We start from the raw sequence: 22,568 nt of genomic DNA on the forward strand, positions 1-22,568 counted from the left end.
TACAGCCTCAAAAAGCCCCGTAGCACAAGCTGCGGGGCTTTTTGTTTTGGCGCGTCACAAAAGAAGAGCGCGATGCACTTGCAAATGCAGATGCACTATACGCCGCCCTGATGAAGGGCTATTCGCAGCTAAAACGGCAGCGCCGAACTGCCTTTATCAGCGCTACGCGCTCGGCACAGACAGCACTCGCGTCGCGTACGCCCTCGCGCCCTCACAACAGAGATGGCAAGTGCCTTGGTCACGCCAGCGAGCTGACTTTGTGGGGCGCGCCGATGCCCGGCGCGGGGTCGTGCGGCATCCTTGCATACAAATCGCGGCCAGGAGAGCGTGGACGGTTCCGGCTAGCCCGTCCGCAATGAAAGCGGTCCGCGAATCCGATCAACTGTTGCTGGTCGCGCGCACTTCTTCGATCGTGGTCTGGCCGGACAGCACTTTCTCGATCCCGTCCTGCCGCAATGTGCGCATGTCCTGACGAACCGCCATCGAGAGCAGCCCCTCGACCCGCGCACCCGTCTGGATCAGCTCGCGCAGCTCGCGTGAGACCACCATCAGTTCGTGCAGGCCGACACGCCCCTTGAAGCCCGTTTTCTCGCACACCGGACAACCGGGGCTGTGATATGCCTGCAACTGGCCGTCCACGGCGTACTTGTCGTGCCACCGCGCGAGCAGCGCCTCTTGCGTCTCAACCTCTTCCTGCGTGCTGCCGTAGGCGTGCAGGTAGTCGTGGGCCAACTGCTCGACCTCGGCCTCGGTTGCCGGCCGCGCCGTGCGGCAGGCGGGGCACAGGCGCCGCACCAGCCGCTGGGCCAGCACGGCCAGCAGCGAGTCCGCGAAATTGAACGGGTCCATGCCCATGTCGAGCAGGCGGGTGACGGTTTCCGGCGCGCTGTTGGTGTGCAGTGTGGACAGCACCAGGTGGCCCGTCAGCGACGCCTCGATGGCCACGCGTGCGGTCTCCTCGTCGCGGATTTCGCCCACCATGATCACGTCCGGGTCGGCGCGCAGGAAGGCGCGAAGCGCACGTGCGAAGGTCCAGTCGATCCGGGCATTGACCTGGACCTGCCGCAGGCCCGCCTGGGTGATTTCGATCGGGTCTTCCGCCGTCCAGATCTTGCGCTCGGGCGTGTTGATCTGGCTGAGGGCGGAGTGCAGGGTGGTGGTCTTGCCCGAGCCCGTGGGGCCGACGCACAGCACCATGCCGTAGGGCCGTTCCACGGCCGAGCGCAGTCGCCGGTAGTTGCTGTCGGTCAGGCCCAGCTTGTCCAGCGGCAGTGGCTTCGCCGAGGCCAGGATCCGCATCACCACGTCTTCCAGGCCGTTGTTGGTCGGGATGGTCGCCACGCGCAGTTCGAGCTGGTGCTTGGGCGAGAAGCGCGCGAAATTGATCTTGCCGTCCTGCGGCTTGCGGCGCTCGCTGATGTCGAGGTCGGCCATGATCTTGATGCGGGCGATCACGGCATTGCGGTAGGTGTGCGGCAGCTCCAGGTAGGTGCGCAGCTGGCCGTCCTTGCGGAAACGGATGCGGATCTTTTCCCGGCCCGGGTAGCTTTCGACGTGGATGTCCGAGATGCCGCCCGTGAAGGCTTCCAGGATCATGCGGTTGATCATCCGCACGAGCGAGTTGTCGGACTGCTCGATGGGCTGGTCGTCGTCGTTGTCGCCGCCGGCCTGGTCCTTCTCGAGCGATTCGAGCAGGGTGTTGGTGTCCGCGGTCTCGAACTCCATGGCGGCACCGCCGCCGCTCGACGTCGGCTTGGCCTCGGACGCGGCGCCGACCTTGTCGTAGGCTGCGAAGACGCAGGCCTCGAAGTCCTCGCACTGGCCCAGCACGGGCGCGATCTTCATCTGGGCGATGAACTCGGCCTCGTCCAGCGCGGCGTGGCGGTTGGCGGGATCGTCCATGGCCACGACCAGACGGCCATCGGTCACGATGAGCGGCAGCAGCTGCAGCCGCCGCGCCACGGCATGGCTGAGGCGGCCGATGGCGTCGGGCTCGGACTCGAAGGCCTGCAGGTCGACCACCGGGTAGCCCATCTTGCGGGTCAGGGCGAGCTTGAGGTCGGCGGGCGAGACGGCGCCCATGCGCACGAGGACTTCGCCCAGCGGCAGGCCGTTGCCCATCTGCTTCTGGGCGGCGAGCGCTTCGTCGAGCTGGTCCTGCTTGATCATGCCCAGCGACAGCAGCGCTTCGCCGATGCGGACGATGGGCGAGCTGGCCTGGCGCTGCAGCGCCTGCAGCAGCTCGCTGCGCTTGGTGGCCACGCGCGACAGGGCGGCGCTGCCGCCGCTGATGTCGGGCTCGGCCCGTTCATAGGCGGCGTGCGGCACGAAGAGCACGCGGATGCGGCCTTCCTCGTCGATGGGGAAGAGGAAGAGGCCGTAGGCCGTGCGCACATGGCCGCAGGTGCGGCCGTTCATCTCCCCGCCCTCGTTCTTCCACACGATCTGGAAGTCGGTCCAATCGGGCGGGGCTTCGTCGAGCAAGGTCAGCGGCGACTGCAGGAGCAGCGAGCGGAACTGGTCGAAGCGCAGCGCCACGGCCGGCTTGTTGCGCATCAGGTGGATGTGCAGCCGCTGGTTCTCGGGGTCGAAAGCACTGATGACGCCGTCGCCGCTGCGGCCGGCCAAGTTGGTGATCACGCAGCGCAGGGAACTGCCATCGCGCGCGCGAAAGCGCCCCTGGGGCGGGAAAGGCCAGTTGAACGGCACGCCGGCAGCGGCACTGTCGTGTTCCGGTGCGGTGGAGGACAGGGGAGCGGAATTCGTCATGGGGCGTACTACTCGACCTTCAGTCCGGCATAGGCCGGATTGGCGGGTGCGGGGCTGATCTTCATGTCGCGCAGGACCTTGATCAGCAGCCGGGCGATCATCAGGTTGCGGTGTGTCTTGTCGTTGGCGGGCACGACGGTCCACGGCGCATGAGCCGTGGACGTGGCGCGGATGGCCCGCTCGTAGGCGAGCTGATAGGCGTCCCACTTGCGCCGCACTTCCAGGTCGCCCAGGCTGAATTTCCAGTGCTTGCCCGGGTCGTCGATGCGGGCCTGCAGGCGTTGGCGCTGCTCGTCCTTGTCGATGTGCAGCAGGCACTTGACGATGACCGTGCCGGTCTCTGTCAGCAACCGTTCGAAGTCGTTGATCTGCGCGTAGCGGCGCTTGAGTTCGGCCTTGTCGAGCCAGCCTTCGACCACGGGGACGAGCACGTCCTCGTAATGGCTTCGGTTCCACACCACGATCTCGCCCGCGCGCGGCACCACCTGGTGGCAGCGCCAGAGGAAGTCGCGCGCGCGCTCTTCCTCGGTCGGCGCCTTGAAGGCGGCCACGCGCACGCCCAGCGGCGAGGTGCGCGAGAACACCCAGCGGATCGTGCCGTCCTTGCCGCTGGTGTCCATGCCCTGCAGCACCAGCAGCAGCTTGCGGCGGCCCTCGGCGTGCAACAGGTTCTGCCAGCGGTCGAGTTCGGCGGCGAGGAGTTCCAGGGCTTCGCGCTGGTGGTGCTCCGCCTCGGGGAGGAAGGGGGTGGCGGTGGGGTCGATGTCGGCCAGCCGGAAGGGAGCGCCGGGCCGGACGCGGTAGTGCTTGAACCGGGACATCCGCCGAGCCTAACGCATCGGCGTCAGCGCCGGCCGCTCCCGTCTTCGAGCGAGGCGCTCCAGCGGTCGCCCCAGCCGTCGTGGCGGGCGGTGTCGAGCTGCCGGCGGTCGCGCTTGGTGGGTCGGCCCTGCTGGATGGCGTGCGCGGGTTCGTGCGCCAGGCGACGCTGCTCGCGGGCACGGGCACCGGCTTCCAGGCTTTCGGGCGTTTCTTCGTAAAGCAGCTGGGCGACCGGGGCCGGGCCGCGCTGCTGCGACAGTCCCAGCACGCGCACGGTCCGCTCGGTGTAGCCCTGTCGTAGCTGGACCAGGTCGCCGGCCTTGACCTCGCGCGCCGGCTTCACCACGTCGCCGTTGATCTGCACCCGGTGCTTGTCGATCTCGTCGGCCGCCAGAGAACGCGTCTTGTAGAAGCGGGCGGCCCACAGCCATTTGTCGATGCGCATGCGCTCCATGGAAGAGGAGAGGAGTTGGATGACACGCTGACAGAGGACCGTAGGCCCTGTCAATCGGACGCGGGCGGATCCGCCATCGGCAGACGGACGCTGGCGTCCAGGCCCACGATGCGCCCGCCGGCGTCCAGCCGATTGTCCAGGGCGATGCTGCCGCCGAGCGTCTGCACGATCTCGCGGCAGATGGCCAGGCCCAGGCCGGAGCCGCGCGCGGTGTCGCCGGCGGCGAAGGGCGCGAACAGGCGCTGGCGCAGTTCCGGCCCGATGCCGGGGCCGGCATCGCGCACGCACAACAGCACGGCCTGCTCGCCGTCGGCCCGCACATGGACCGACAGCGGCGCATGCGCGGGACTGTGGCGGATGGCGTTGTGCAGCAGGTTGCGGCTGAGTTCCAGCAGCATCCAGGCATGGGCCAGCACGGGCGCAGGTTGGACGTCGAGCTCGAAGTCCAGGTCCTTGTCCGCAATCAGCGGCGACACGTCCAGCGCCACCTGCCGCACCATCTCCGCAAGGTCGAGACGCTGCACCTCGGGCCGCTGGCGCAGCTGCTCGATCTTGGCGAGGGCCAGCATCTGGTTGGCCAGCAGCGTGGCGCGGTCGACGGTGGCGTCGATCTCGCGCAGGGCCTGGGCGGCCGGCACGTCGCCGCGCCGGGCGGACTGCACCTGGGCCTTGAGCACGGCCAGCGGAGTGCGCAACTGGTGCGCGGCGTCGCGCACGAAGCGCTTCTGATGGTCCAGCAGGCCGCGCAGCCGGGCCATGACGGCGGTGGTGGCCTCCACCAGTGGCCGCAGCTCGCGCGGCGCGTCGGGCGCGTCGATGGGCGAGAGGTCGTCGGGTGCGCGCTCGCCGATCACTTCACCCAGGCGGCGCACCGGGCGCGTGGCCTGCTGCACCACGAACACCGTCACGCTCGCCACCACGGCCACCAGCAGCAGCTGGCGCCACAGCATGTCGACGAGCAGGCGGCGGGCCAGGCTTTCGCGCAGTTCCAGCGTCTCGGCCACCTGCACCACGGCCATGCCGAGCCCGCGGGCGCTGGCCACCGGCTGCAGCAGCACCGCCATGCGCACGGGCTGGCCACGGAACTCGGCGTCGTAGAAGTCCACCAGCGCGGCATAGGGCGGCTTGGCGGGCAGCTTGCCGTGCCACAGCGGCAATTCGGCGAAACCCGAGATCATCTCGCCGTGCACAGTCGACACACGGTAGTACATGCGGCTCTGCGCGTCGGCCTCGAAGGCCTCCAGCGCGGAGTAGGGCACGGTCGAGCGCAGCGAGGCCAGTTCGTCGTAGCCGTCGACGTCGAGCTGTTCGCCGATGGTCTTCGCCGATGCCAGCAGCGTGCGGTCGTAGGCGGTGGTGGCCGCCGCCAGTGCCTGGCGGTAGACGCTCACGCTGTTGATCAGGATGAACAGCACCACCGGCGCCAGCAGGCCCAGCAGCAGCCGGAAGCGCAGCGAGCTGCCGCCCAGGCCCAGCCGCGACCACAGCCGACGGTGGGGCATCACTCGGCGCGCTCGGCGCGCAGCAGGTAGCCCAGGCCGCGCAGCGTCATCAGGGAACAGCCGGTGCCGGCGAGCTTCTTGCGCAGGCGGTAGACCACCACCTCGATGGCCTCGTACTGCACCTGGGTCTCGCCCGGAAAGACCAGCTCGAAGAGCCGCTCTTTGGTCACCGCATGGCCGGGCCGCACGGCCAGGGCACGCAGCAGCGCGGCCTCGCGCGGGGTGAGCTCCATGACTTCGCCGCGCAGGTAGAAGGCGCCGCTGGCGGGTTCCAGGCGCAGCGTGCCGATCTCGACGGGTGTCTGCGGTGCGGCGCCGTTGCCGTTCTCTGCCGGCAACCGGCGGCGCAGCGCACGCAGCCGCGCTTCCAGCTCGTCCAGGTCGAAGGGTTTGGGCAGGTAGTCGTCGGCGCCGGCATTCAGGCCCAGGATGCGGTCGCCCACCGTGCCGCGCGCCGTGAGCACCAGCACGGGGGTGCGCAGGCCGGCGGCGCGGGCGCGGGTGAGGATTTCCAGGCCGTCCATGCCGGGCAGGCTCAGGTCCAGCGCCACCACGTCGGGCTCCAGCGCCTGCCATTGCGCCAGTGCCTGGGCGCCGTCGCCGCAGACGCGCACGTCGATCTGCCGGCGCCCCAGCGTGCGTTGCAGCGTGGACTGCATGGAGGGGTCGTCTTCGACCAGCAGCAGCTTCATGGACTCGGTGTTTACCCCGAGCGGCGCGACAGCCAACTGACAGCGGGGCCGCGCATCATAAGCCGCACCACAACGACACCCGGAAGCAAGAAGGAGACGCGATGCGCAGAGACGAGTTCCTCAAATCCCTGGCCGCCCTGGCCGCGGTCGGCGCCCTGCCGCTGTCGGCCCAGGCCGCCACCAACCTCAAGATGATGATTCCCGCCAACCCCGGCGGCGGCTGGGACACCACCGGCCGCGCCTTGGGCAAGGCCATGGTCGATGCGAAGGCGGCCGACACGGTCAGCTACGACAACAAGGGCGGCGCCGCCGGCGCGCTGGGCCTGGCCCAGTTCGTCAACGGTTCCAAGGGCGACGGCAACGCGCTCATGGTCATGGGCGCCGTGATGCTGGGCGGCATCATCACCGGCAAGCCGCCGGTCAACCTGTCGCAGGCCACGCCCATCGCCCGCATCACCAGCGAATACAACGTGTTCGTGCTGCCCGCCAACTCGCCCTTCAAGACCATGGCCGACGTGGTCGCCCAGCTCAAGAAGGACCCGGGCAGCGTCAAGTGGGGCGGCGGCTCGCGCGGCTCCACCGAGCACATCGCCGCGGCCATGATCGCGCAGAAGGTGGGCGTCGATCCGTCCAAGATCAACTACGTCGCGTTCCGCGGCGGCGGCGAGGCGACGGCGGCCATTCTGGGCGGCAACGTCACCATCGGCGGCAGCGGCTACAGCGAGTTCGCGCCCTACATCGCCGACGGCAAGATGAAGGCGGTGGCCGTGACGTCCGCACAGCGTCTGCCGGGCGTGAATGTGCCCACGCTCAAGGAGCTGGGCATCGACGTCGAGATCGGCAACTGGCGCGGCGTGTACGGCGCGCCCGGCATCTCCGAAGAGCAGCGCAAGGCGCTGACCGAGCGCGTGCTGACGGCCGTCAAGAGCGCCTCGTGGGCCGAAGCGCTCAAGAAGAACGACTGGACGGCCGCCGTGCTCACCGGCCCGGCCTTCGACAAGTTCGTCGACGACGAATTCGCCAGCCTGCGCGCCATCATGACGCGCTCCGGCATGGTCTGAACGCACTTCCCGAGCGTCCCGCGCCGCCGCACCGTCCCTCGGTGCCGCGGCGCGGCCGCATGGAGACCCGCATGATCGCTTCTTCCCCTTCTTCGCCCGCGCCTGCGCGCGCCAACACGATGCAGACCCTGGTCGGCCTGGGTGTCGTGCTCGTCGGCCTGGCCATGGCCTTCGGCGCCATCGGCATTTCCTCCGATGCCGGATATGGTGGCGTCGGCCCCAACTTCCTGCCGTGGCTGGTGTCCATCGGCCTGGTCGTCTGCGGCGCCTGGATCACCTGGGAAGCCCGCACGGGCGGCTTCCGGTCCATGCCCGACGGTGACGCCGAGCCGGCCAACTGGCCCGGCCTGGTCTGGCTGTCGGCCGGCCTGCTGCTCAATGCGGCGCTGATCGAGCACCTGGGCTTCATCCTCAGCTGCGGCCTGTGCTACCTGCTGGCGGTGCAGGGCCTGCGCCGCGCCGCCGGCCAGCCCGCGGCCAATGCGCCGCGCACCTGGGCGGTCGATTTCGGCACCGGCCTGGTCATCGCGGCGCCGGTGTACTGGATGTTCACCCAATTCCTGGCGATCAACCTGCCGGGCCTCACCTCCACCGGCTGGATCTGACCATGGACATCTTCAACGCCCTGTTCCAGGGCTTCGCGCAGGCCGTCACGCTCGGCAATCTGCTCTGGTGCCTGGTGGGCTGTGCGCTCGGCACCGCCGTCGGCGTGCTGCCGGGCATCGGCCCGGCCGTGGCCGTGGCCATGCTGCTGCCGATCACCGCCAAGGTGGACGTCACCGCCTCGATGATCTTCTTCGCCGGCATCTATTACGGCGCCATGTACGGCGGCTCGACCACCTCGATCCTGCTGAACACGCCCGGCGAGACGGCCAGCATGGTCACGGCCATGGAAGGCAACAAGATGGCCAAGAGCGGCCGCGCCGGCGCGGCCCTGGCCACGGCGGCCATCGGCTCCTTCGTGGCCGGCACCATCGCCACGGTGGTGGTGACGCTGTTCGCGCCCTACGTGGCCGAATTCGCCGTCAAGCTCGGCCCGCCCGAATACTTCATGCTGATGCTGCTGGCCTTCACCACCGTCAGCGCGGTGCTCGGCCAGAGCACGCTGCGCGGCATGACGGCGCTGCTGATCGGCCTGGCCGTGGGCTGCATCGGCCTGGACCAGATCTCGGGCCAGGGCCGCTACACCGGCGGCATTCCCGAACTGCTGGACGGCATCGAGATCGTGCTCGTGGCCGTGGGCCTGTTCGCGGTGGCCGAGGTGCTCTACGCAGCCATGTACGAAGGCCGCGTGGTCGAGACCCAGAACAAGATGAGCCGCGTGCACATGAGCGCCCGCGACTGGAAGCGCTCGATCCCGGCCTGGCTGCGCGGCACCGCCATCGGCGCACCCTTCGGCTGCATTCCGGCCGGCGGCACGGAGATTCCGACCTTCCTGAGCTACGCCGCCGAGAAGAAGCTGGCCAAGGATCCGAAGGACAAGGCCGAGTTCGGCACCACCGGCGCGATCGAAGGCGTGGCCGGCCCCGAGGCGGCCAACAACGCCACCGTGACGGCGGCGCTGATTCCGCTGCTGACGCTGGGCATCCCGACGTCGAACACCACGGCCATCCTGCTGGGCGCTTTCCAGAACTACGGCATCCAGCCGGGCCCGCAGCTGTTTTCGACCTCGGCTGCGCTGGTGTGGGCGCTGATCGCCTCGCTCTACATCGGCAACATCATGCTGCTGGTGCTGAACCTGCCGATGGTGGGCCTGTGGGTGAAGCTGCTGAAGATTCCGAAGCCCCAGCTCTATGCCGGCATCCTGATCTTCGCGACGGTCGGTGCCTACGGCATGCGCCAGAGCGCCTTCGACCTGCTGCTGCTCTACGCCATCGGCGTGATCGGCGTGCTGATGCGCCGCTTCGACTTCCCGACGGCACCGGTGGTGGTCGGCATGATCCTCGGCCCGCTGGCCGAGGCCCAGCTGCGCAACGCCATGTCCATCGGCGAGGGCAGTCCGCTGATCTTCCTGCAGCGGCCGATGTCGCTGGCGCTGCTGGTCGTGGTGCTGGCGGTGCTGGTGCTGCCGCGGGTGGCGCGCTGGATGTCGGCACGCAAGCTGCGTCTGCAGGCCGCTTGACAGCGCCTGCTCGTGGAGAAGCCCGGTTCCGGTGGCGGAGCCGGGCTTTTTTGTCTCAAGCAGGCGCTGCGCGGGCCGAAGAAACATCGGAGGCCCAGGATCGAAAGGCCAAAAAGTGGCGATTTGCGCCATTTTCAGCACGCCATCGCGTTCCGTCGGACGCCGCCCCATCTTGAAATCCACCCCCACGCCACGAGTTGCCGTGCTCTATAGAATGAATTTCATGGCCACGAAAAATCCCTCGGCGCCGCCTCCGGCGCCGGCTGTACCCAAGAGGGACGACGGTGGCTCCGTGGTGGCAGAGCGCCGTCCCCAGCGGACGGCGCCCCCCCGGATGTACCAGGTCGTCATGCTCAACGACGACTACACCCCGATGGAATTCGTGGTGGTCGTCCTGCAGGAGTTCTTCAACAAGGACCGCGAGACGGCCACCCAGATCATGTTGAAGATCCATCTCGATGGCCGGGGCGTCTGCGGTGTGTATCCGCGCGATGTCGCGGCCACCAAGGTCAATCAGGTGATGGAAGCCGCCGTCCAGGCGGGCCACCCGCTCCAGTGCGTCAGTGAACCGGTTGAATAAACCGCGATCCGACCCATCTGGAGTCTTCAGAAGTATTCACAGCAAGGCAAAGGAAATCACATGATTGCCCAGGAACTGGAAGTCAGCCTGCACATGGCCTTCGTCGAGGCCAGGCAGCAACGCCATGAGTTCATCACCGTCGAGCACCTGCTGCTCGCCTTGCTGGACAACCCGAGCGCCGCCGAAGTGCTGCGTGCCTGCTCGGCCAACGTCGACGATCTGCGCTCGTCGCTGACCAATTTCATCAAGGACAACACGCCCCAGGTCGCCGGCACCGACGACGTGGACACTCAGCCGACGCTGGGCTTCCAGCGCGTGATCCAGCGCGCCATCATGCACGTGCAGTCCACGGGCAATGGCAAGAAGGAAGTGACCGGTGCCAACGTGCTGGTCGCCATCTTCGGCGAGAAGGACTCGCACGCCGTCTACTACCTGCACCAGCAGGGCGTGACGCGCCTGGACGTCGTCAACTTCATCGCCCACGGCATCAAGAAGAGCGATCCGCCCGAGCAGCCGAAGGGCAACGGCGAAGCGCCTTCCAGCGAAGGCGAGGAGGGCGGCGCCGAGAAGAACGAGAAAGCCTCGCCGCTGGAGCAGTTCACCGTCAACCTGAACGCCCAGGCCAAGGAAGGCAAGATCGATCCGCTGATCGGCCGCGAGTACGAGGTCGAGCGCGTCATTCAGATCCTGTGCCGCCGGCGCAAGAACAACCCGCTGCTGGTGGGCGAGGCGGGCGTGGGCAAGACGGCCATCGCCGAGGGCCTGGCCTGGCGCATCACCCAGGGCGACGTGCCGGAGATCCTGGCCGATTCGCAGGTCTACTCGCTCGACATGGGCGCGCTGCTGGCCGGCACCAAGTACCGCGGCGATTTCGAGCAGCGCCTGAAGGGCGTGCTCAAGTCGCTGAAGGAAAAGCCCAATGCGGTGCTGTTCATCGACGAGATCCACACGCTGATCGGCGCGGGCGCGGCCTCGGGCGGCACGCTGGACGCGTCCAACCTGCTCAAGCCGGCGCTGTCCAGCGGTCAGCTCAAGTGCATCGGCGCGACCACCTTCACCGAATACCGCGGCATCTTCGAGAAGGACGCGGCCCTGTCGCGGCGCTTCCAGAAGGTCGACGTGGTCGAGCCCAGCGTGGCCGAGACGGTGGAGATCCTCAAGGGCCTGAAGAGCCGCTTCGAGGAGCACCACAGCGTCAAGTACGCCACCGCGGCCCTGCAGGCGGCGGCCGAGCTGTCGGCCAAGTACATCAACGACCGTCACCTGCCCGACAAGGCCATCGACGTGATCGACGAGGCCGGCGCGGCCCAGCGCATCCTGGCGGCCAGCAAGCGCAAGAAGACCATCGGCAAGGCCGAGGTGGAGGAGATCGTGGCCAAGATCGCCCGGATTCCCCCGGCGAACGTCAGCAACGACGACCGCAGCAAGCTGCAGACCATCGAGCGCGACCTCAAGAGCGTGGTCTTCGGCCAGGACAAGGCGCTGGAGGTGCTCGCCTCCGCCGTCAAGATGTCCCGCTCGGGCCTGGGCAAGGGCGACAAGCCGATCGGCTCCTTCCTGTTCAGCGGCCCCACCGGCGTCGGCAAGACCGAGGCGGCCAAGCAGCTCGCCTACATCCTGGGCATCGAGCTGATCCGCTTCGACATGTCGGAGTACATGGAGCGCCATGCCGTGTCGCGTCTGATCGGTGCGCCTCCGGGCTACGTGGGCTTCGACCAGGGTGGCCTGCTGACCGAGGCCGTCACCAAGAAGCCGCACGCGGTGCTGCTGCTCGACGAGATCGAGAAGGCGCATCCGGACATCTTCAACGTGCTGCTGCAGGTGATGGACCATGGCACGCTGACGGACAACAATGGGCGCAAGGCCGACTTCCGCAACGTCATCATCATCATGACGACGAACGCGGGTGCCGAGACCATGAACAAGGCCACCATCGGGTTCACCAACCCGCGGCAGGCCGGCGACGAGATGGCCGACATCAAGCGCCTGTTCACGCCCGAGTTCCGCAACCGCCTCGACGCCATCGTCAACTTCAAGCCGCTGGACGAGCAGATCATCCTGCGCGTGGTCGACAAGTTTCTGCTCCAGCTGGAGACGCAGCTCGCCGAGAAGAAGGTGGAGGTCACCTTCAGCGACAAGCTGCGCAAGCACCTGGCGAAGAAGGGCTTCGATCCGCTCATGGGCGCGCGCCCGATGCAGCGCCTGATCCAGGACACCATCCGCCGCGCACTGGCCGACGAACTGCTGTTCGGCCGCCTGACCGACGGTGGCCGCCTGGAGGTCGACCTGGACGAGAAGGACGAGGTGCAGCTGGACATCACGCCGCTGCCGAAGAAGGAAGGCAAGTCCAAGCCCGAGGCCGAGGAGGCCGCGGCCGGCTGATCGACCACGCCCCCAGGGCGCCCGCCCCCACGGGCGGTGCCACACAAGGCCGGTAGCATCGCGCTCCCGGCCTTTTTTCTTGGCCGCTTCCGGCTGCCGCCGTCGCGTGGCCGGCGGCGCGCCAAGCTCCTGGATGACCCTGCCCGAGTTCCACCTCAGTCCCGCCTGGACCACCGGGCTGTCGCTCGCCTGGAGTGCCTACATCGCCGTGCTGTCGGTGTGGATCGTGATGCAGAAGCGCGCGCCGGTCTCCACGCTGGGCTGGATCCTGTCGCTGGCACTGCTGCCCTACGCGGGCTTCTTCATCTACTACTTCCTCGGGCCGCAGCGGCTGGCGAAGCAGCGGCTCAAGCGCTTGCGCAGCCGGGTGATCGCCCAGGCGCCGGCCGACATGGCCCTGCTGCGCGAGGCGGCGGAGGACGCCCCGCCCGCCCTGCGCCAGCTCGCCACGCTGGCCATGTCGGCCTGCGGCATGCCGGTGTCGAGCGCCCGCTCGGTGCAGCTGCTGTCCGGCGGGGCGGCGGCCTTCGATGCCATCTTCGAGGCCGTGCGCGGTGCGCGGGACCACGTCCACCTCGAGTACTACATCTTCGAGCCCGACCGCATCGGCACCGCGTTGCGCGACCTGCTGGCCGAGCGGACGCGGGCCGGCGTGCAGGTGCGGCTGCTGATCGACGCCCTCGGCGCCAAACGCGTCGGCCGGCGCTTCCTGGCGCCGCTGCGCGAGGCGGGCGCACAGGTGGCGTTCTTCCACGACACCCGCATCGGCCGCCGGTTGCGGCCGGTGACCAACTACCGCAGCCACCGCAAGATCGTCGTCGTCGATGGCGACGTCGGCTTCACCGGCGGCGTCAACATCACCGACGAGGAAGACCGCCGCACCCGGCCCAACGCGTACCACGACGTGCACCTGCGCATCGAGGGCAGCGCCGTGCGCTGGCTGCAGACCACCTTCCTGGAAGACTGGGTCTATGCCACCGGCGAACCGCTGCACGGCATCGGCAGCCTGTTGGCCCGGCTGATGCCGCCCGTGGCCGCCGGCCCGGTGGCGGTGCAGATCGTCAGCAGCGGGCCGGACACGCCGCTGGAGGCCATCCATCGCATGCACGTCGAGGCCATCCATGCCGCCACCGAACGCGCCTGGCTCACCACGCCCTACTTCGTGCCCAGCGAGCCGGCGCTGATGGCGCTGACCAATGCCGCCCTGCGCGGCGTGGACGTGCGCGTGCTGGTGCCGCGGCGCAGCGACTCGCTGGTGGTGAGCGCGGCGGCCCGGTCGTACTACGACGAGCTGCTGGCCGCCGGCGTGAAGGTGTGGGAATACAAGGCGCGCATGCTGCATTCCAAGACGCTGGTGGTGGACGACCACTGCGCCATGATCGGCACCGCCAACTTCGACAACCGCAGCTTCCTGCTCAACTTCGAGGTGATGGCGGTGGTCTATGGCCCGGCGCTGGCCGGGCCGCTGGCGGCGCAGTTCGAGACCGACCTGCACAGCGCCTCGGCCGTGCGGGCGCACCGGCAGCGCCGCTTCTGGCCGCGGCTGGGAGAGGCGGTGGCGCGGCTCTTTTCGCCGCTGCTCTGAGCGCCTGCGCGGCGCTTGTCCGGGTGCGCGGCTCGGCCACGGCCGGTGACTGCCCCGCGCCACAGGCCGCCGCGCCGCGAAGAACCGCCAAGCGCCGTGCAATCCGTCACCCTTATCGCCGCCACCCTGGCCAGCCCATGGCCGGCGATGCCGCAAGGCTGGCCGAGAATGGCCGGCTGCTTCCCGATCCCGACCCATGGCCGACGCAACCCACACCTTCCTCTGGCACGACTACGAAACCTTCGGCGCCGACCCGCGCCGGGACCGGCCGGCGCAGTTCGCCGCGGTGCGCACCGATGCCGACCTGAACGAGGTCGGCGAGCCGATCATGGTGTACTGCCGGCCGGCGCCGGACTTCCTGCCCAGCCCCACCGCCTGCCTGCTGACCGGCATCACGCCCCAGCACTGCCTGGCGCAGGGCCTGCCCGAGCACGAATTCGCCGCCCGCATCGAGGCCGCCTTCTCGCAGCCCGGCACCATCGGCGTCGGCTACAACACCATCCGCTTCGACGACGAGGTCACGCGCTTCATGTTCTGGCGCAACCTCATCGACCCCTACGCGCGGGAATGGCAGAACGACTGCGGCCGCTGGGACCTGCTGGACGTGGTGCGCCTCACCTGGGCGCTGCGCCCCGAGGGCATCGAATGGCCGCGCCATCCCGACGGCAAGCCGAGCTTCAAGCTGGAGGACCTGAGCCGCGCCAACGGTCTCGTCCATGCGGCGGCGCACGATGCGCTGTCGGACGTGCGTGCCACCATCGCGCTTGCGCGGCTCATCCGTGACCGGCAGCCGCGCCTCTTCGACTACGCCTTCGCGCTGCGGCGCAAGGAGCGCGTGGCGCAGGAGCTGGGCCTGCCGACCTCGCCGCAGACCGCGCGGCCCTTCGTCCACGTCTCGGGCATGTTCGGCACCGAGCGCGGCTGCCTGGCGTTGATGTGGCCGCTGGCCAGCCATCCGACCAACCGCAACGAGCTCTTGGCCTGGGACCTGGCGCACGACCCGGCCGAGCTGGCCGACCTGGATGTGGACACCATGCGGCTGCGCCTGTTCACCCGCAGCGCCGACCTGCCCGAAGGCATGAGCCGGCTGCCGATCAAGTCCATCCACCTGAACAAGTCGCCGATGGTGGTGGGCAATCCCAAGATGGTGGAACTCGCCGCCGGCCGCTGGGGCATCGATCTGGCGCAGGCCCGCCGCCATGCCGAAACGGCCGCCGGCCTGCCCGACCTGCGGGAGCGCTGGCAGGCGCTCTACGACCGCCCGCGCGGCCCCGCCTTGGATGTGGACGAGGACCTCTACGGCGGCTTCGTCGGCCCGGCCGACCGGCGGCGCCTCAACCAGCTGCGCGCCATGGCGCCGGAAGACCTGGCCCATGCCCGCGCCGGCTTCGACGACCCGCGCCTGGCCGAACTGCTGCTGCGCTACCGCGCGCGCAACTTTCCCCACACCCTCACCGAGGAAGAGGCTGGCCAGTGGGAGGCGCTGCGCGTTGCGCGGCTGGTCGAGGGCGAGGACGGCTGGCTGAACGTGGACCGCTACTTCGCCGAGATCGACACGTTGGCAGAAAACGCCGACGAACGCGGCGAGACTCTGCTGGCAGCCCTCTACGACTACGCCGAGGCGGTTGTGCCCCAATGATGTAACAGGCTGGGGATGCCGGCTGACAAGGTAGGCGCCTCTAGTCGTTCTAAGTTGTTTCCAGCTAATCTGGAAACAATGAATTTCGCGAACAAAAGTTTTATTTTTGGCTTGGGTCTGCGGCGCGGAGGGGCGCCAAGGGCCGGCGCCCCCGTCTCGCAAAGGGCGCAGGCGGACCATCTCGATGACCTGATCGTCGGACAGCTCCGCCATCCTGCCCGGCTGCTGGCCGGCGCCGCGGCGGCGTTCTGGCTGATGACGCTGGCACTGGGATGGCCCGTGCTGGCGCCCTTCCAGGGCCAGTTGCTGTTCTGGACCTCGGTCCAGGCCGCGGGCTTGGTCGTCTGTCTCGCCGCCGAGCGCGTGGTCGGGCACGACGGCGGCGTCGGCCTCATGACCGTGGCCATGGCGGCGGGCTACCGCCTGCAGCTGGAGGCCTGGGGTGGCGGCGGCATCTGGGTGTTGCCGCTGTGCCTGTTGCTGGCGCTCTACCTGGGCCTCATGCAGGTCCGGCTGCGCAGCTATCTGCTGAGCAGCATCGCGGTCTGGCTGGTGCTGTGCCATGGCCTGCTCATGGGCCAGCTGGGGGGCAGCCGTGCATTGCTCTCGGTGCTGGTGGCGGGCAGCTTCGGTCTGGCCCTGGTGCTGCACCGGGGCGTGTCGATGACGCGCCGCCGGCGCGTGGCGGTCGCCGAGGAGCTCACCCGCCTGGCCTATCAGGACGCGCTGACCGGCATCGCCAACCGGCGGGGCTTCCTGGCCGGCGCCAAGGCAAGGCTGGAGGCCGGCGGGGGGCTTGGACTGATCGCGCTCGACGTCGACGACTTCAAGAAGATCAACGACACCCACGGTCACGAGGTCGGCGATCGGGTCCTGGAGGCCTTCGGACAGATGCTGGCGCGCCTGCCGCCCCAGGCCTTGAGTGGCCGCATGGGTGGCGAGGAATTCTGCGTGCTGCTGCCGGCTGCGTCGGCGCAGCAGTTGCTCGAGGGGGCGCAGGGCCTGGTCCGGCGGGCGCGCTTCATCCAGGTGCGCCAGGTGGGCATGAGCGTGAGCGCCGGCGCGGCACTGGTGTTGCCCGGCGAAGACCTGCAGGACGCGCTGCGGCGCGCCGACGCGGCGCTGTCACTGGCCAAGGCGCAGGGCAAGGACCGCGCACTGCTCGACGCCGAGGCCAGCGCATGGATGCCGGCGCGATGAAGATGTTCGCCGATGCCGGCCTTCCCGGCCGAGAGACGATGCCGGCTGGCGCGGACGTCGGCCGGCTGCTCAAGCGTGCGCTGCGGGACGAGGTGCGGCCCCTGGGCCTGGCCTGCCAGGGCATGGGCCTGCTCGTCTGGTTGACGACCCTGGCCGTCACGATGCCCGGCATGGCGGATGCCCTGGCCGGCCAGCTGCTGTGCACCGCGGCGGCCGCCTTCGGCGTGCTGCTGTCGCTGGTGCGCCGGCCAGCCTGGGCCCTTCATTGGGGCAGCCTGATCGCGGTGGTGGCGCTGGCCTGGGCATTCCGGCTCAGCCTGCGCGCCAGCGAGGCGCCGGCCGTCTGGGCGCTGCCACTGCTGCTGCTTTTCGGCATGTGCCTGGCGCTGTGTCATGTGCGGGTGCGCGACTTCCTGCTGTCCTTCGCCGTCGTGGGCGCGGTGTTCCTGGACGGCACGCTGGTGGCGTCCGTGCCCCAGGGCCAGCGCCCGCTGCTGGCGCTGTTCCTGGCCTTCGCCTTCCTCATGTGCCTGTTGACCAACGTGGCGCTGGTGCGCGAGCGCCGGGCCGGCCATCTGTTGCGTCTGCAGATGGGCCGCCTGGCCTACGAGGACGTGCTGACCGGCCTGGCCAACCGGCGCGCCTTCTTCGAGGCGGCGAACGCCGCCATCGCGGCGGCGCCGCAGGGCCGCTTCAGCCTGGTGCTGCTGGACGTGGACGACTTCAAGCGCATCAATGACCGCTTCGGTCACGAAGCGGGCGACCAGGCGCTGGTGGCGGTGGCCGGCGCATTGCGCCGTGCCAGCGCGCCGCATCTGTGTGCCCGGCTGGGCGGGGAGGAGTTCTGCGTGTGGATCGACGACGAGGCGGTGTCGCCGCCCGCGGTCGCGCGCGCCTGCGTGTCTGGCGTCCACCAACTGCAGGTGGCCGGCCTGCGGCTGTCGATCAGCGCTGGCGTGGCCACGGTGGAGCCGGACGTGCCCCTGGGCCGTGCCCTGGCGCTGGCCGACGAGGCGCTCTACCAGGCCAAGGCGCGCGGCAAGGACACGCTGGCCGTGGCACCGCCTTCCGGGCGCATGCCGCTGATCGTCCCGCCGCAGCCGGAGCGGCGCAGCTGGCGGCCTTGGCGGCCGACGCGGCGGGATTGATTCGCGCATGCCGGGCGGTACGGCGGACGCCGTGCGCCCCTCGCGATCGCCAGGCGCCGCCTCAGCGGGTGCCGGCCAGAAGCGTGTCGATGAAGCGGTCGACCGCCTGCGTGTAAGCGCCCGGCTCGCCCAGCCGGGCATTCACCTCGCTGTGGGACAGCGGCTGGGGGAGCACGGTGGCATGGCCGCCCGCTTTCTGCACCCGGCCGGCGAACTGTGCGCTCTGCGCGCACGAATCGTCGCGCCGTTCTCTCGCGCACACCAGCAGCATGGGCAGGCTGGCGGGCGCGAGGCGTGCCGTGGGCGAGACGGCCCGCCAGGCCGCAGGCTCGGACCCGAAGGCCCGGTCGTACATGCGCAGGTGGCGGCGCTGCATCAGCGCCTCGGTGTCCAGCGCCGCGCTGTCGAGCACCACGCTGCCGCGCCAGGGGCGGGCGCCCTGAGCGACGGCCTGCGCCGGATCGGCACTCAGCAGCGCCACCAGATGCGCCCCCGCCGAATGGCCCATCAGCACCAGCTTCTGCGGATCGGCGCCCCAGTCCGGCGCCAGGCGCTGGACCTCGGCCAGCGCGCGGGCCACGTCCTGCGCCTGCGTGGCCACGTCCACCGCCGGCACCAGCCGGTAGCCGACCGAGACGAACACGAAGCCACGTTCGCGCACCCAGTGGGATACCTTGGCGTCCACCACGTTGGGGGCGTCGGGCCGGCCGTACATCCAGGCGCCGCCGTGCACCATGACCAGAACGGGCGCACCCTGGGGTCGCGCGGGCAGGTAGACGTCCAGCCGCTGGGTGCTGTCCGGGCCGTAGGCCCATTGCCGGTCGGGCGCGGCGTCGGCGAGGGCGGCGGCCAGCAGCAGGGCGAGGGCAGGCAGCCAGCGTCGAATCGGGGTCATGGCGGTGCTCCGGGGTGTCGGCAGAGGGGCGGGCGGTACGGCTGCAATGCTGCCGGGCCAGTGCATGGCCTGTGCCAGCGCACGTGGCGCGCGCGCTTCAGCGGCGCGGCGGCGGCCCCACCACGCCAGCGCCGCGCACCTCGATGCGGATGCTGTCCAGCACCTGCCCGCGCGCATCGGCCAGCTCCAGCCGGTGGCGGCCGGGCCAGGGCAGCCAGTCGGCCGCCGTGCCGCGCGCGAGCGTGCGGCCGTCCAGGCGCCACTGCACGTCGGCCGGTGCGCCGTCGGCGGCCAGGCGCACCCGCTGATGGCGCGGCGGGATGTCCGGATCCAGCGCGAGGATGGTGCCGTCGGCCGGCGCCGTGATGCGCGCGATGCGGCCGGCGGCGCCGTCGTCAGCCCCGGCGCGAATGGCCGATGGCCGTAACAGCGCCTGCTGCGTGCCGGCCAGGAACCATTCGCTGCGGGCAGCTTCCAGCGGCAGGCCGCGCTCGCTCCCATCCGCAGCGGTGTAGCGCACGGCCTGCTGCACCACACCCGGCGGCGGCGCCGGCGCGCGGCTGGGCTCGCGCTGGTGCAGCTGGCGCATCAGCTCGGCCCACACGGGCGCCGCGCCGCTGGTGCCGCTCACGTCCCACATCGGCGAGCCATCGGCATTGCCCACCCACACGCCCACGGTGTAGCGCTGCGACCAGCCGATGGCCCAGTTGTCGCGCATGTCCTTGCTGGTGCCGGTCTTCACCGCGGTCCAGAAGCGGGTGGCCAGCAGGCTGTCGGGGCCGAAGGTGCGCACGCGGGCATTCGGGTCCGACAGGATGTCGCCGACGATGAAGGCGGCGCCCGCGTCGAGCACGGGCCGGGGCGGCGCGGCGGCGGCGTCCGGCAGCAGGCGCGCGGGCGTGTAGCGGCCGCCGTTGGCCAGCATGCGGTAGGCGTTGGTCAGGGCCAGCAGGTCGACCTCGGCACTGCCGAGCGCCAGGCTGTAGCCGTAGTAGTCGCCGTCCTGCCGCAGTCCCAGGCCGGCGGCCTGCAGGCGGCGGGCGAAGGCGTCGGGCGACACCATCACCAGCGTGCGCACCGCCGGCACGTTGAGCGAAGCGGCCAGGGCGGTGCGGGCCGAGACCAGGCCCTTGAAGTGCCGGTCGTAGTTCTGCGGGATGTACAGGCCGCCCGGCGTGGCGATCTGCGCGGGCGAATCCTCCAGCAGCGAGGCGGCCGTCAGGCGCCGCTCCGCGATGGCCTGCGCATAGAGCAGCGGCTTGAGCGTGGAGCCCGGCTGGCGCGGCGCCAGCACGGCATCGACCTCGGCCGCGCGGCTGTGCACGCCCGAGGAGCCGACCCAGGCGAGCACCGCACCGCTGGCGTTGTCCAGCACCACGGCGGCGCCGTCCTGCACGTTGCGGCCGCGCAGCTCGCGCATCTGGCGGTCCAGGGCCTCCACGGCCGCGCGCTGCAGCGGCGCGCGCAGCGTGGTGCGCAGCGTGGGCGCATCGCCGCTGCGCTGGCGCAGCGCCTGACGGGCGACGTGCGGCGCGATGCCCGCGCTGGCGTCGAAGGCGCGGCGCTGCAAGGCGGCCTGGGTGAAGAAGGCCAGGGATTCGCAGTCCGGCGCCGGCCCCGGCTGCATGGCGCGCAGCACCTCGCAGGCACGGCGCGCCACCTGCGCGGCCGAGGCATTGGGTGCGCGCACGAGGGCGGCGGCGATGGCGCCTTCGCGCGCGTCCAGGCCATGCGGCGCCTTGGCGAAGAGCGTGCGCGAGAGGGCGTCGATGCCCACCAGCTCGCCGCGGAAGGGCACCAGGTTGAGGTAGGCCTCCAGGATCTGGTCCTTGCGCCAGTCGCGCTCCAGCTGGGCGGCGCCCAGGACCTGCTCCACCTTCTGCCCCAGGCTGCGGCCGCTGCTGCCGCGGCGCAGGTCGTCGTCGAGCAGGCCGGCCAGCTGCATGGTCAGCGTGGAGGCGCCGCGGGTGCGGCTGTTCCACAGATTGCCCCAGGCGGCGGCGGAAACGGCGCGCCAGTCCACGCCGCTGTGTTCGTAGAAGCGCTGGTCCTCGCTGTAGATCAGCGCGTTGCGCAGCGCGGGCGAGACGTCGGCGAGGCCGATCCACTGGCCGCGGCGCACCGTGGCATCGGTGCGCACCCGCTGCAGGAGCGCGCCGTCGCGGTCCAGCACCTGCACGTCGGAGGGGCGGAAGTCGCGGCGGACCTCGTCGAAGCGGGGCAGGGCCAGGGCGGCGGCGGGCAACAGGCACAAGGCGGTTGCCAGCAGCAAACGAAGGGGCGTGCCGAGCCGCCCCATGCGCGCGGATCCATCCACCATGTCATGCATGGACCCAGTATCTCAGCGTGGCAATGGATAGCTCAGTGCGGGCAGCCTTCCACCACCGCCGCGAAGCCCAGCACCCGCGCATCCTCGTAGCGCGGCGCCACCACCTGCAGGCCCACCGGCAGCCCGCGGACGGTGCCGGCGGGCACGGAGCAGGCCGGCACGCCGCAGTAGTTGAACAGCGGCGTGAAGGCCGCATGGCCGCGCGGGCCGGCCGGGCGCCCGCCGATGACCGGCGGACCGATCTGGTCCAGCGGCCAAGCGGTGACGGGGGCAGTGGGGCACAGCAGCAGGTCGTAGGCGCCGAAGAAGCCGGCCAGGGACTGCGCGATGCGTTCGCGCAGGCGCAGGGACCGCGCCACGTCGGCGGGCGTGATGCGGGCGCCGGTCTCGATCTGCGCGCCCAGCACCGGGTCGAGCTGCGCCGGGTCCGCGCGCCACTGCGCGCCGTAGAGCGCATGCAGGCCCGCATGCTGCAGGGCGATCAGCGGGTATTCGCGCACCTCGGCCGGCCAGGGCGGATCGGCGTCGGCGATCTGCCAGCCGGCGGCACGCAGGGCGTCGACGCGGGCCTGCAGCATGGCGAGCACGTCGTCGTCGATGGCGAAGTCGCAGCCCAGGCGCGGGCTCCAGGCGATGCGCAGGCCGGGGGGCGGCGGCTCGGGCACCGGCTGCGTGAGGCCGCTCGGGATCGGCACGCCCGCCGCGTCGCCGGCGTCGAAGGCGGCCAGCAGGTCGAAGGCCCAGGCACAGTCCGCCACGCCGCGTGCCAGCACGCCGATGACCGACAGCCCATAGTTGGGCTCGGCGAATCCCCAGGGATGCGGAACGAGCCCCGGGCTGGGCTTGAGCCCCACCAGCCCGCAATGCGCGGCCGGCCGCCGCACCGAGCCGCCGGCATCGGTGGCCAGCGCCAGCAGGCCGAGGCCGCTGGCGAGTGCCGACACCGCGCCGCCGGAGGAGCCGCCCGGCGTCAGCGCCGGATCGAGCGGATGGCGGGTCGCGCCGTAGAGGAGGTTGCTGGTCACGCCCTTGCAGGCGAATTCGGAGCAGTTGGTGATGCCCAGCATCACGCCACCGAGCGCCCGCAGGCGGGCCACGGCCCAGGCATCACGCGGGGCCACGAAATCCTTGAAGAGCAGCGAGCCCTGGGCGATGCGGTAGCCCTCGACCCAGAGGTTGTCCTTGACGGTGAAGGGCACGCCGGCCAGTGGCAGCGATTCGCCGGCGGCCAGGCGCCGGTCCACCGCCTGGGCCTCGGCCAGCACGCGGTCGGGGGCGAACTGGACGATGGCGTTCAGGCCGGGATTGAGGGCCTGCACGCGTGCGATGAAATGGCGGGCGACGTCGGCAGCGCGCCATTCGCGCCGCGCGACGCGGGCGGCGAGATC

The 22,568-nt window shown here is 70.3% G+C and carries 17 protein-coding genes; 9 read left to right on the top strand and 8 right to left on the bottom strand.

What is annotated here, in order from left to right:
- Positions 1-378: 378 nt before the first annotated feature.
- The 5 genes from NS331_RS19895 to NS331_RS19915 are packed head-to-tail and all read right to left on the bottom strand — an operon-like array spanning position 379 to position 6,239.
- Positions 379-2,769 (bottom strand): ATPase, T2SS/T4P/T4SS family, encoded by a 2,391-nt coding sequence (locus tag NS331_RS19895; protein ID WP_082702637.1) that lies wholly within the window; start codon positions 2,767-2,769, stop codon positions 379-381.
- Positions 2,770-2,777: 8 nt separating this feature from the next.
- Positions 2,778-3,590: a PPK2 family polyphosphate kinase gene (locus tag NS331_RS19900; protein ID WP_058643693.1), complete on the bottom strand. Its 813-nt coding sequence runs from the start codon at positions 3,588-3,590 to the stop codon at positions 2,778-2,780.
- 23 nt (positions 3,591-3,613) lie between these two features.
- On the bottom strand, positions 3,614-4,045 hold the full coding sequence (locus NS331_RS19905) for an RNA-binding S4 domain-containing protein (protein WP_058643694.1): 432 nt from the start codon (positions 4,043-4,045) through the stop codon (positions 3,614-3,616).
- A 50-nt stretch (positions 4,046-4,095) separates the two neighbouring features.
- Positions 4,096-5,547, bottom strand: a complete 1,452-nt coding sequence (locus tag NS331_RS19910; protein WP_058643695.1) for a sensor histidine kinase — start codon at positions 5,545-5,547, stop codon at positions 4,096-4,098.
- On the bottom strand, positions 5,547-6,239 hold the full coding sequence (locus NS331_RS19915) for a response regulator transcription factor (RefSeq protein WP_058643696.1): 693 nt from the start codon (positions 6,237-6,239) through the stop codon (positions 5,547-5,549). The genes NS331_RS19910 and NS331_RS19915 overlap by 1 nt, the downstream gene beginning before the upstream one ends.
- A gap of 101 nt (positions 6,240-6,340) precedes the next feature.
- On the opposite strand from NS331_RS19915, the gene NS331_RS19920 reads away from it, so the two are divergent.
- The 9 genes from NS331_RS19920 to NS331_RS19960 all read left to right on the top strand — a co-directional run bounded on the left by NS331_RS19920 (position 6,341) and on the right by NS331_RS19960 (position 17,956).
- Positions 6,341-7,300, top strand: coding sequence for a Bug family tripartite tricarboxylate transporter substrate binding protein (locus tag NS331_RS19920; RefSeq protein WP_058643697.1), 960 nt, complete (start codon positions 6,341-6,343; stop codon positions 7,298-7,300).
- A gap of 71 nt (positions 7,301-7,371) precedes the next feature.
- Positions 7,372-7,905, top strand: a complete 534-nt coding sequence (locus NS331_RS19925) for a tripartite tricarboxylate transporter TctB family protein (protein ID WP_153012948.1) — start codon at positions 7,372-7,374, stop codon at positions 7,903-7,905.
- Positions 7,906-7,907: 2 nt separating this feature from the next.
- Entirely contained in the window at positions 7,908-9,422 is a 1,515-nt protein-coding gene (locus NS331_RS19930) for a tripartite tricarboxylate transporter permease (RefSeq protein ID WP_058643698.1), read from the top strand.
- 214 nt (positions 9,423-9,636) lie between these two features.
- Positions 9,637-10,002: an ATP-dependent Clp protease adapter ClpS gene (gene clpS / locus NS331_RS19935; protein WP_058643699.1), complete on the top strand. Its 366-nt coding sequence runs from the start codon at positions 9,637-9,639 to the stop codon at positions 10,000-10,002.
- A gap of 60 nt (positions 10,003-10,062) precedes the next feature.
- A complete protein-coding gene (gene clpA / locus NS331_RS19940; RefSeq protein WP_058643700.1) occupies positions 10,063-12,384 on the top strand; it encodes an ATP-dependent Clp protease ATP-binding subunit ClpA in 2,322 nt (773 codons plus the stop codon).
- 133 nt (positions 12,385-12,517) lie between these two features.
- Positions 12,518-13,969 carry a cardiolipin synthase gene (gene cls, locus NS331_RS19945; protein ID WP_058643701.1) on the top strand — a complete coding sequence of 484 codons (1,452 nt, stop codon included), beginning with the start codon at positions 12,518-12,520 and terminating at the stop codon, positions 13,967-13,969.
- Positions 13,970-14,165: 196 nt separating this feature from the next.
- The gene (sbcB, locus tag NS331_RS19950; RefSeq protein ID WP_058643702.1) at positions 14,166-15,608 is read left to right on the top strand and encodes an exodeoxyribonuclease I; all 1,443 of its coding nucleotides are present in this window, start codon (positions 14,166-14,168) and stop codon (positions 15,606-15,608) included.
- Between the two features lie 15 nt (positions 15,609-15,623).
- On the top strand, positions 15,624-16,808 hold the full coding sequence (locus NS331_RS19955) for a GGDEF domain-containing protein (RefSeq protein ID WP_153012949.1): 1,185 nt from the start codon (positions 15,624-15,626) through the stop codon (positions 16,806-16,808).
- Positions 16,805-17,956, top strand: a complete 1,152-nt coding sequence (locus tag NS331_RS19960) for a GGDEF domain-containing protein (RefSeq protein WP_193758158.1) — start codon at positions 16,805-16,807, stop codon at positions 17,954-17,956. The genes NS331_RS19955 and NS331_RS19960 overlap by 4 nt, the downstream gene beginning before the upstream one ends.
- A gap of 61 nt (positions 17,957-18,017) precedes the next feature.
- On the opposite strand, the gene NS331_RS19965 is transcribed toward NS331_RS19960, so the two are convergent.
- From NS331_RS19965 to NS331_RS19975, 3 genes are all read right to left on the bottom strand, one after another.
- Positions 18,018-18,851, bottom strand: coding sequence for an alpha/beta hydrolase (locus tag NS331_RS19965; RefSeq protein WP_058643705.1), 834 nt, complete (start codon positions 18,849-18,851; stop codon positions 18,018-18,020).
- Positions 18,852-18,948: 97 nt separating this feature from the next.
- Entirely contained in the window at positions 18,949-21,150 is a 2,202-nt protein-coding gene (gene pbpC, locus NS331_RS19970; protein ID WP_058643709.1) for a penicillin-binding protein 1C, read from the bottom strand.
- Between the two features lie 62 nt (positions 21,151-21,212).
- Positions 21,213-22,568 (bottom strand): amidase (locus NS331_RS19975; RefSeq protein ID WP_058643706.1); only part of this gene is annotated, 1,356 nt, incomplete at its 5' end.

Origin of the sequence: Pseudacidovorax intermedius (assembly GCF_001476815.1) — a bacterium.
GTDB lineage: Bacteria > Pseudomonadota > Gammaproteobacteria > Burkholderiales > Burkholderiaceae_C > Xenophilus > Xenophilus intermedius_A.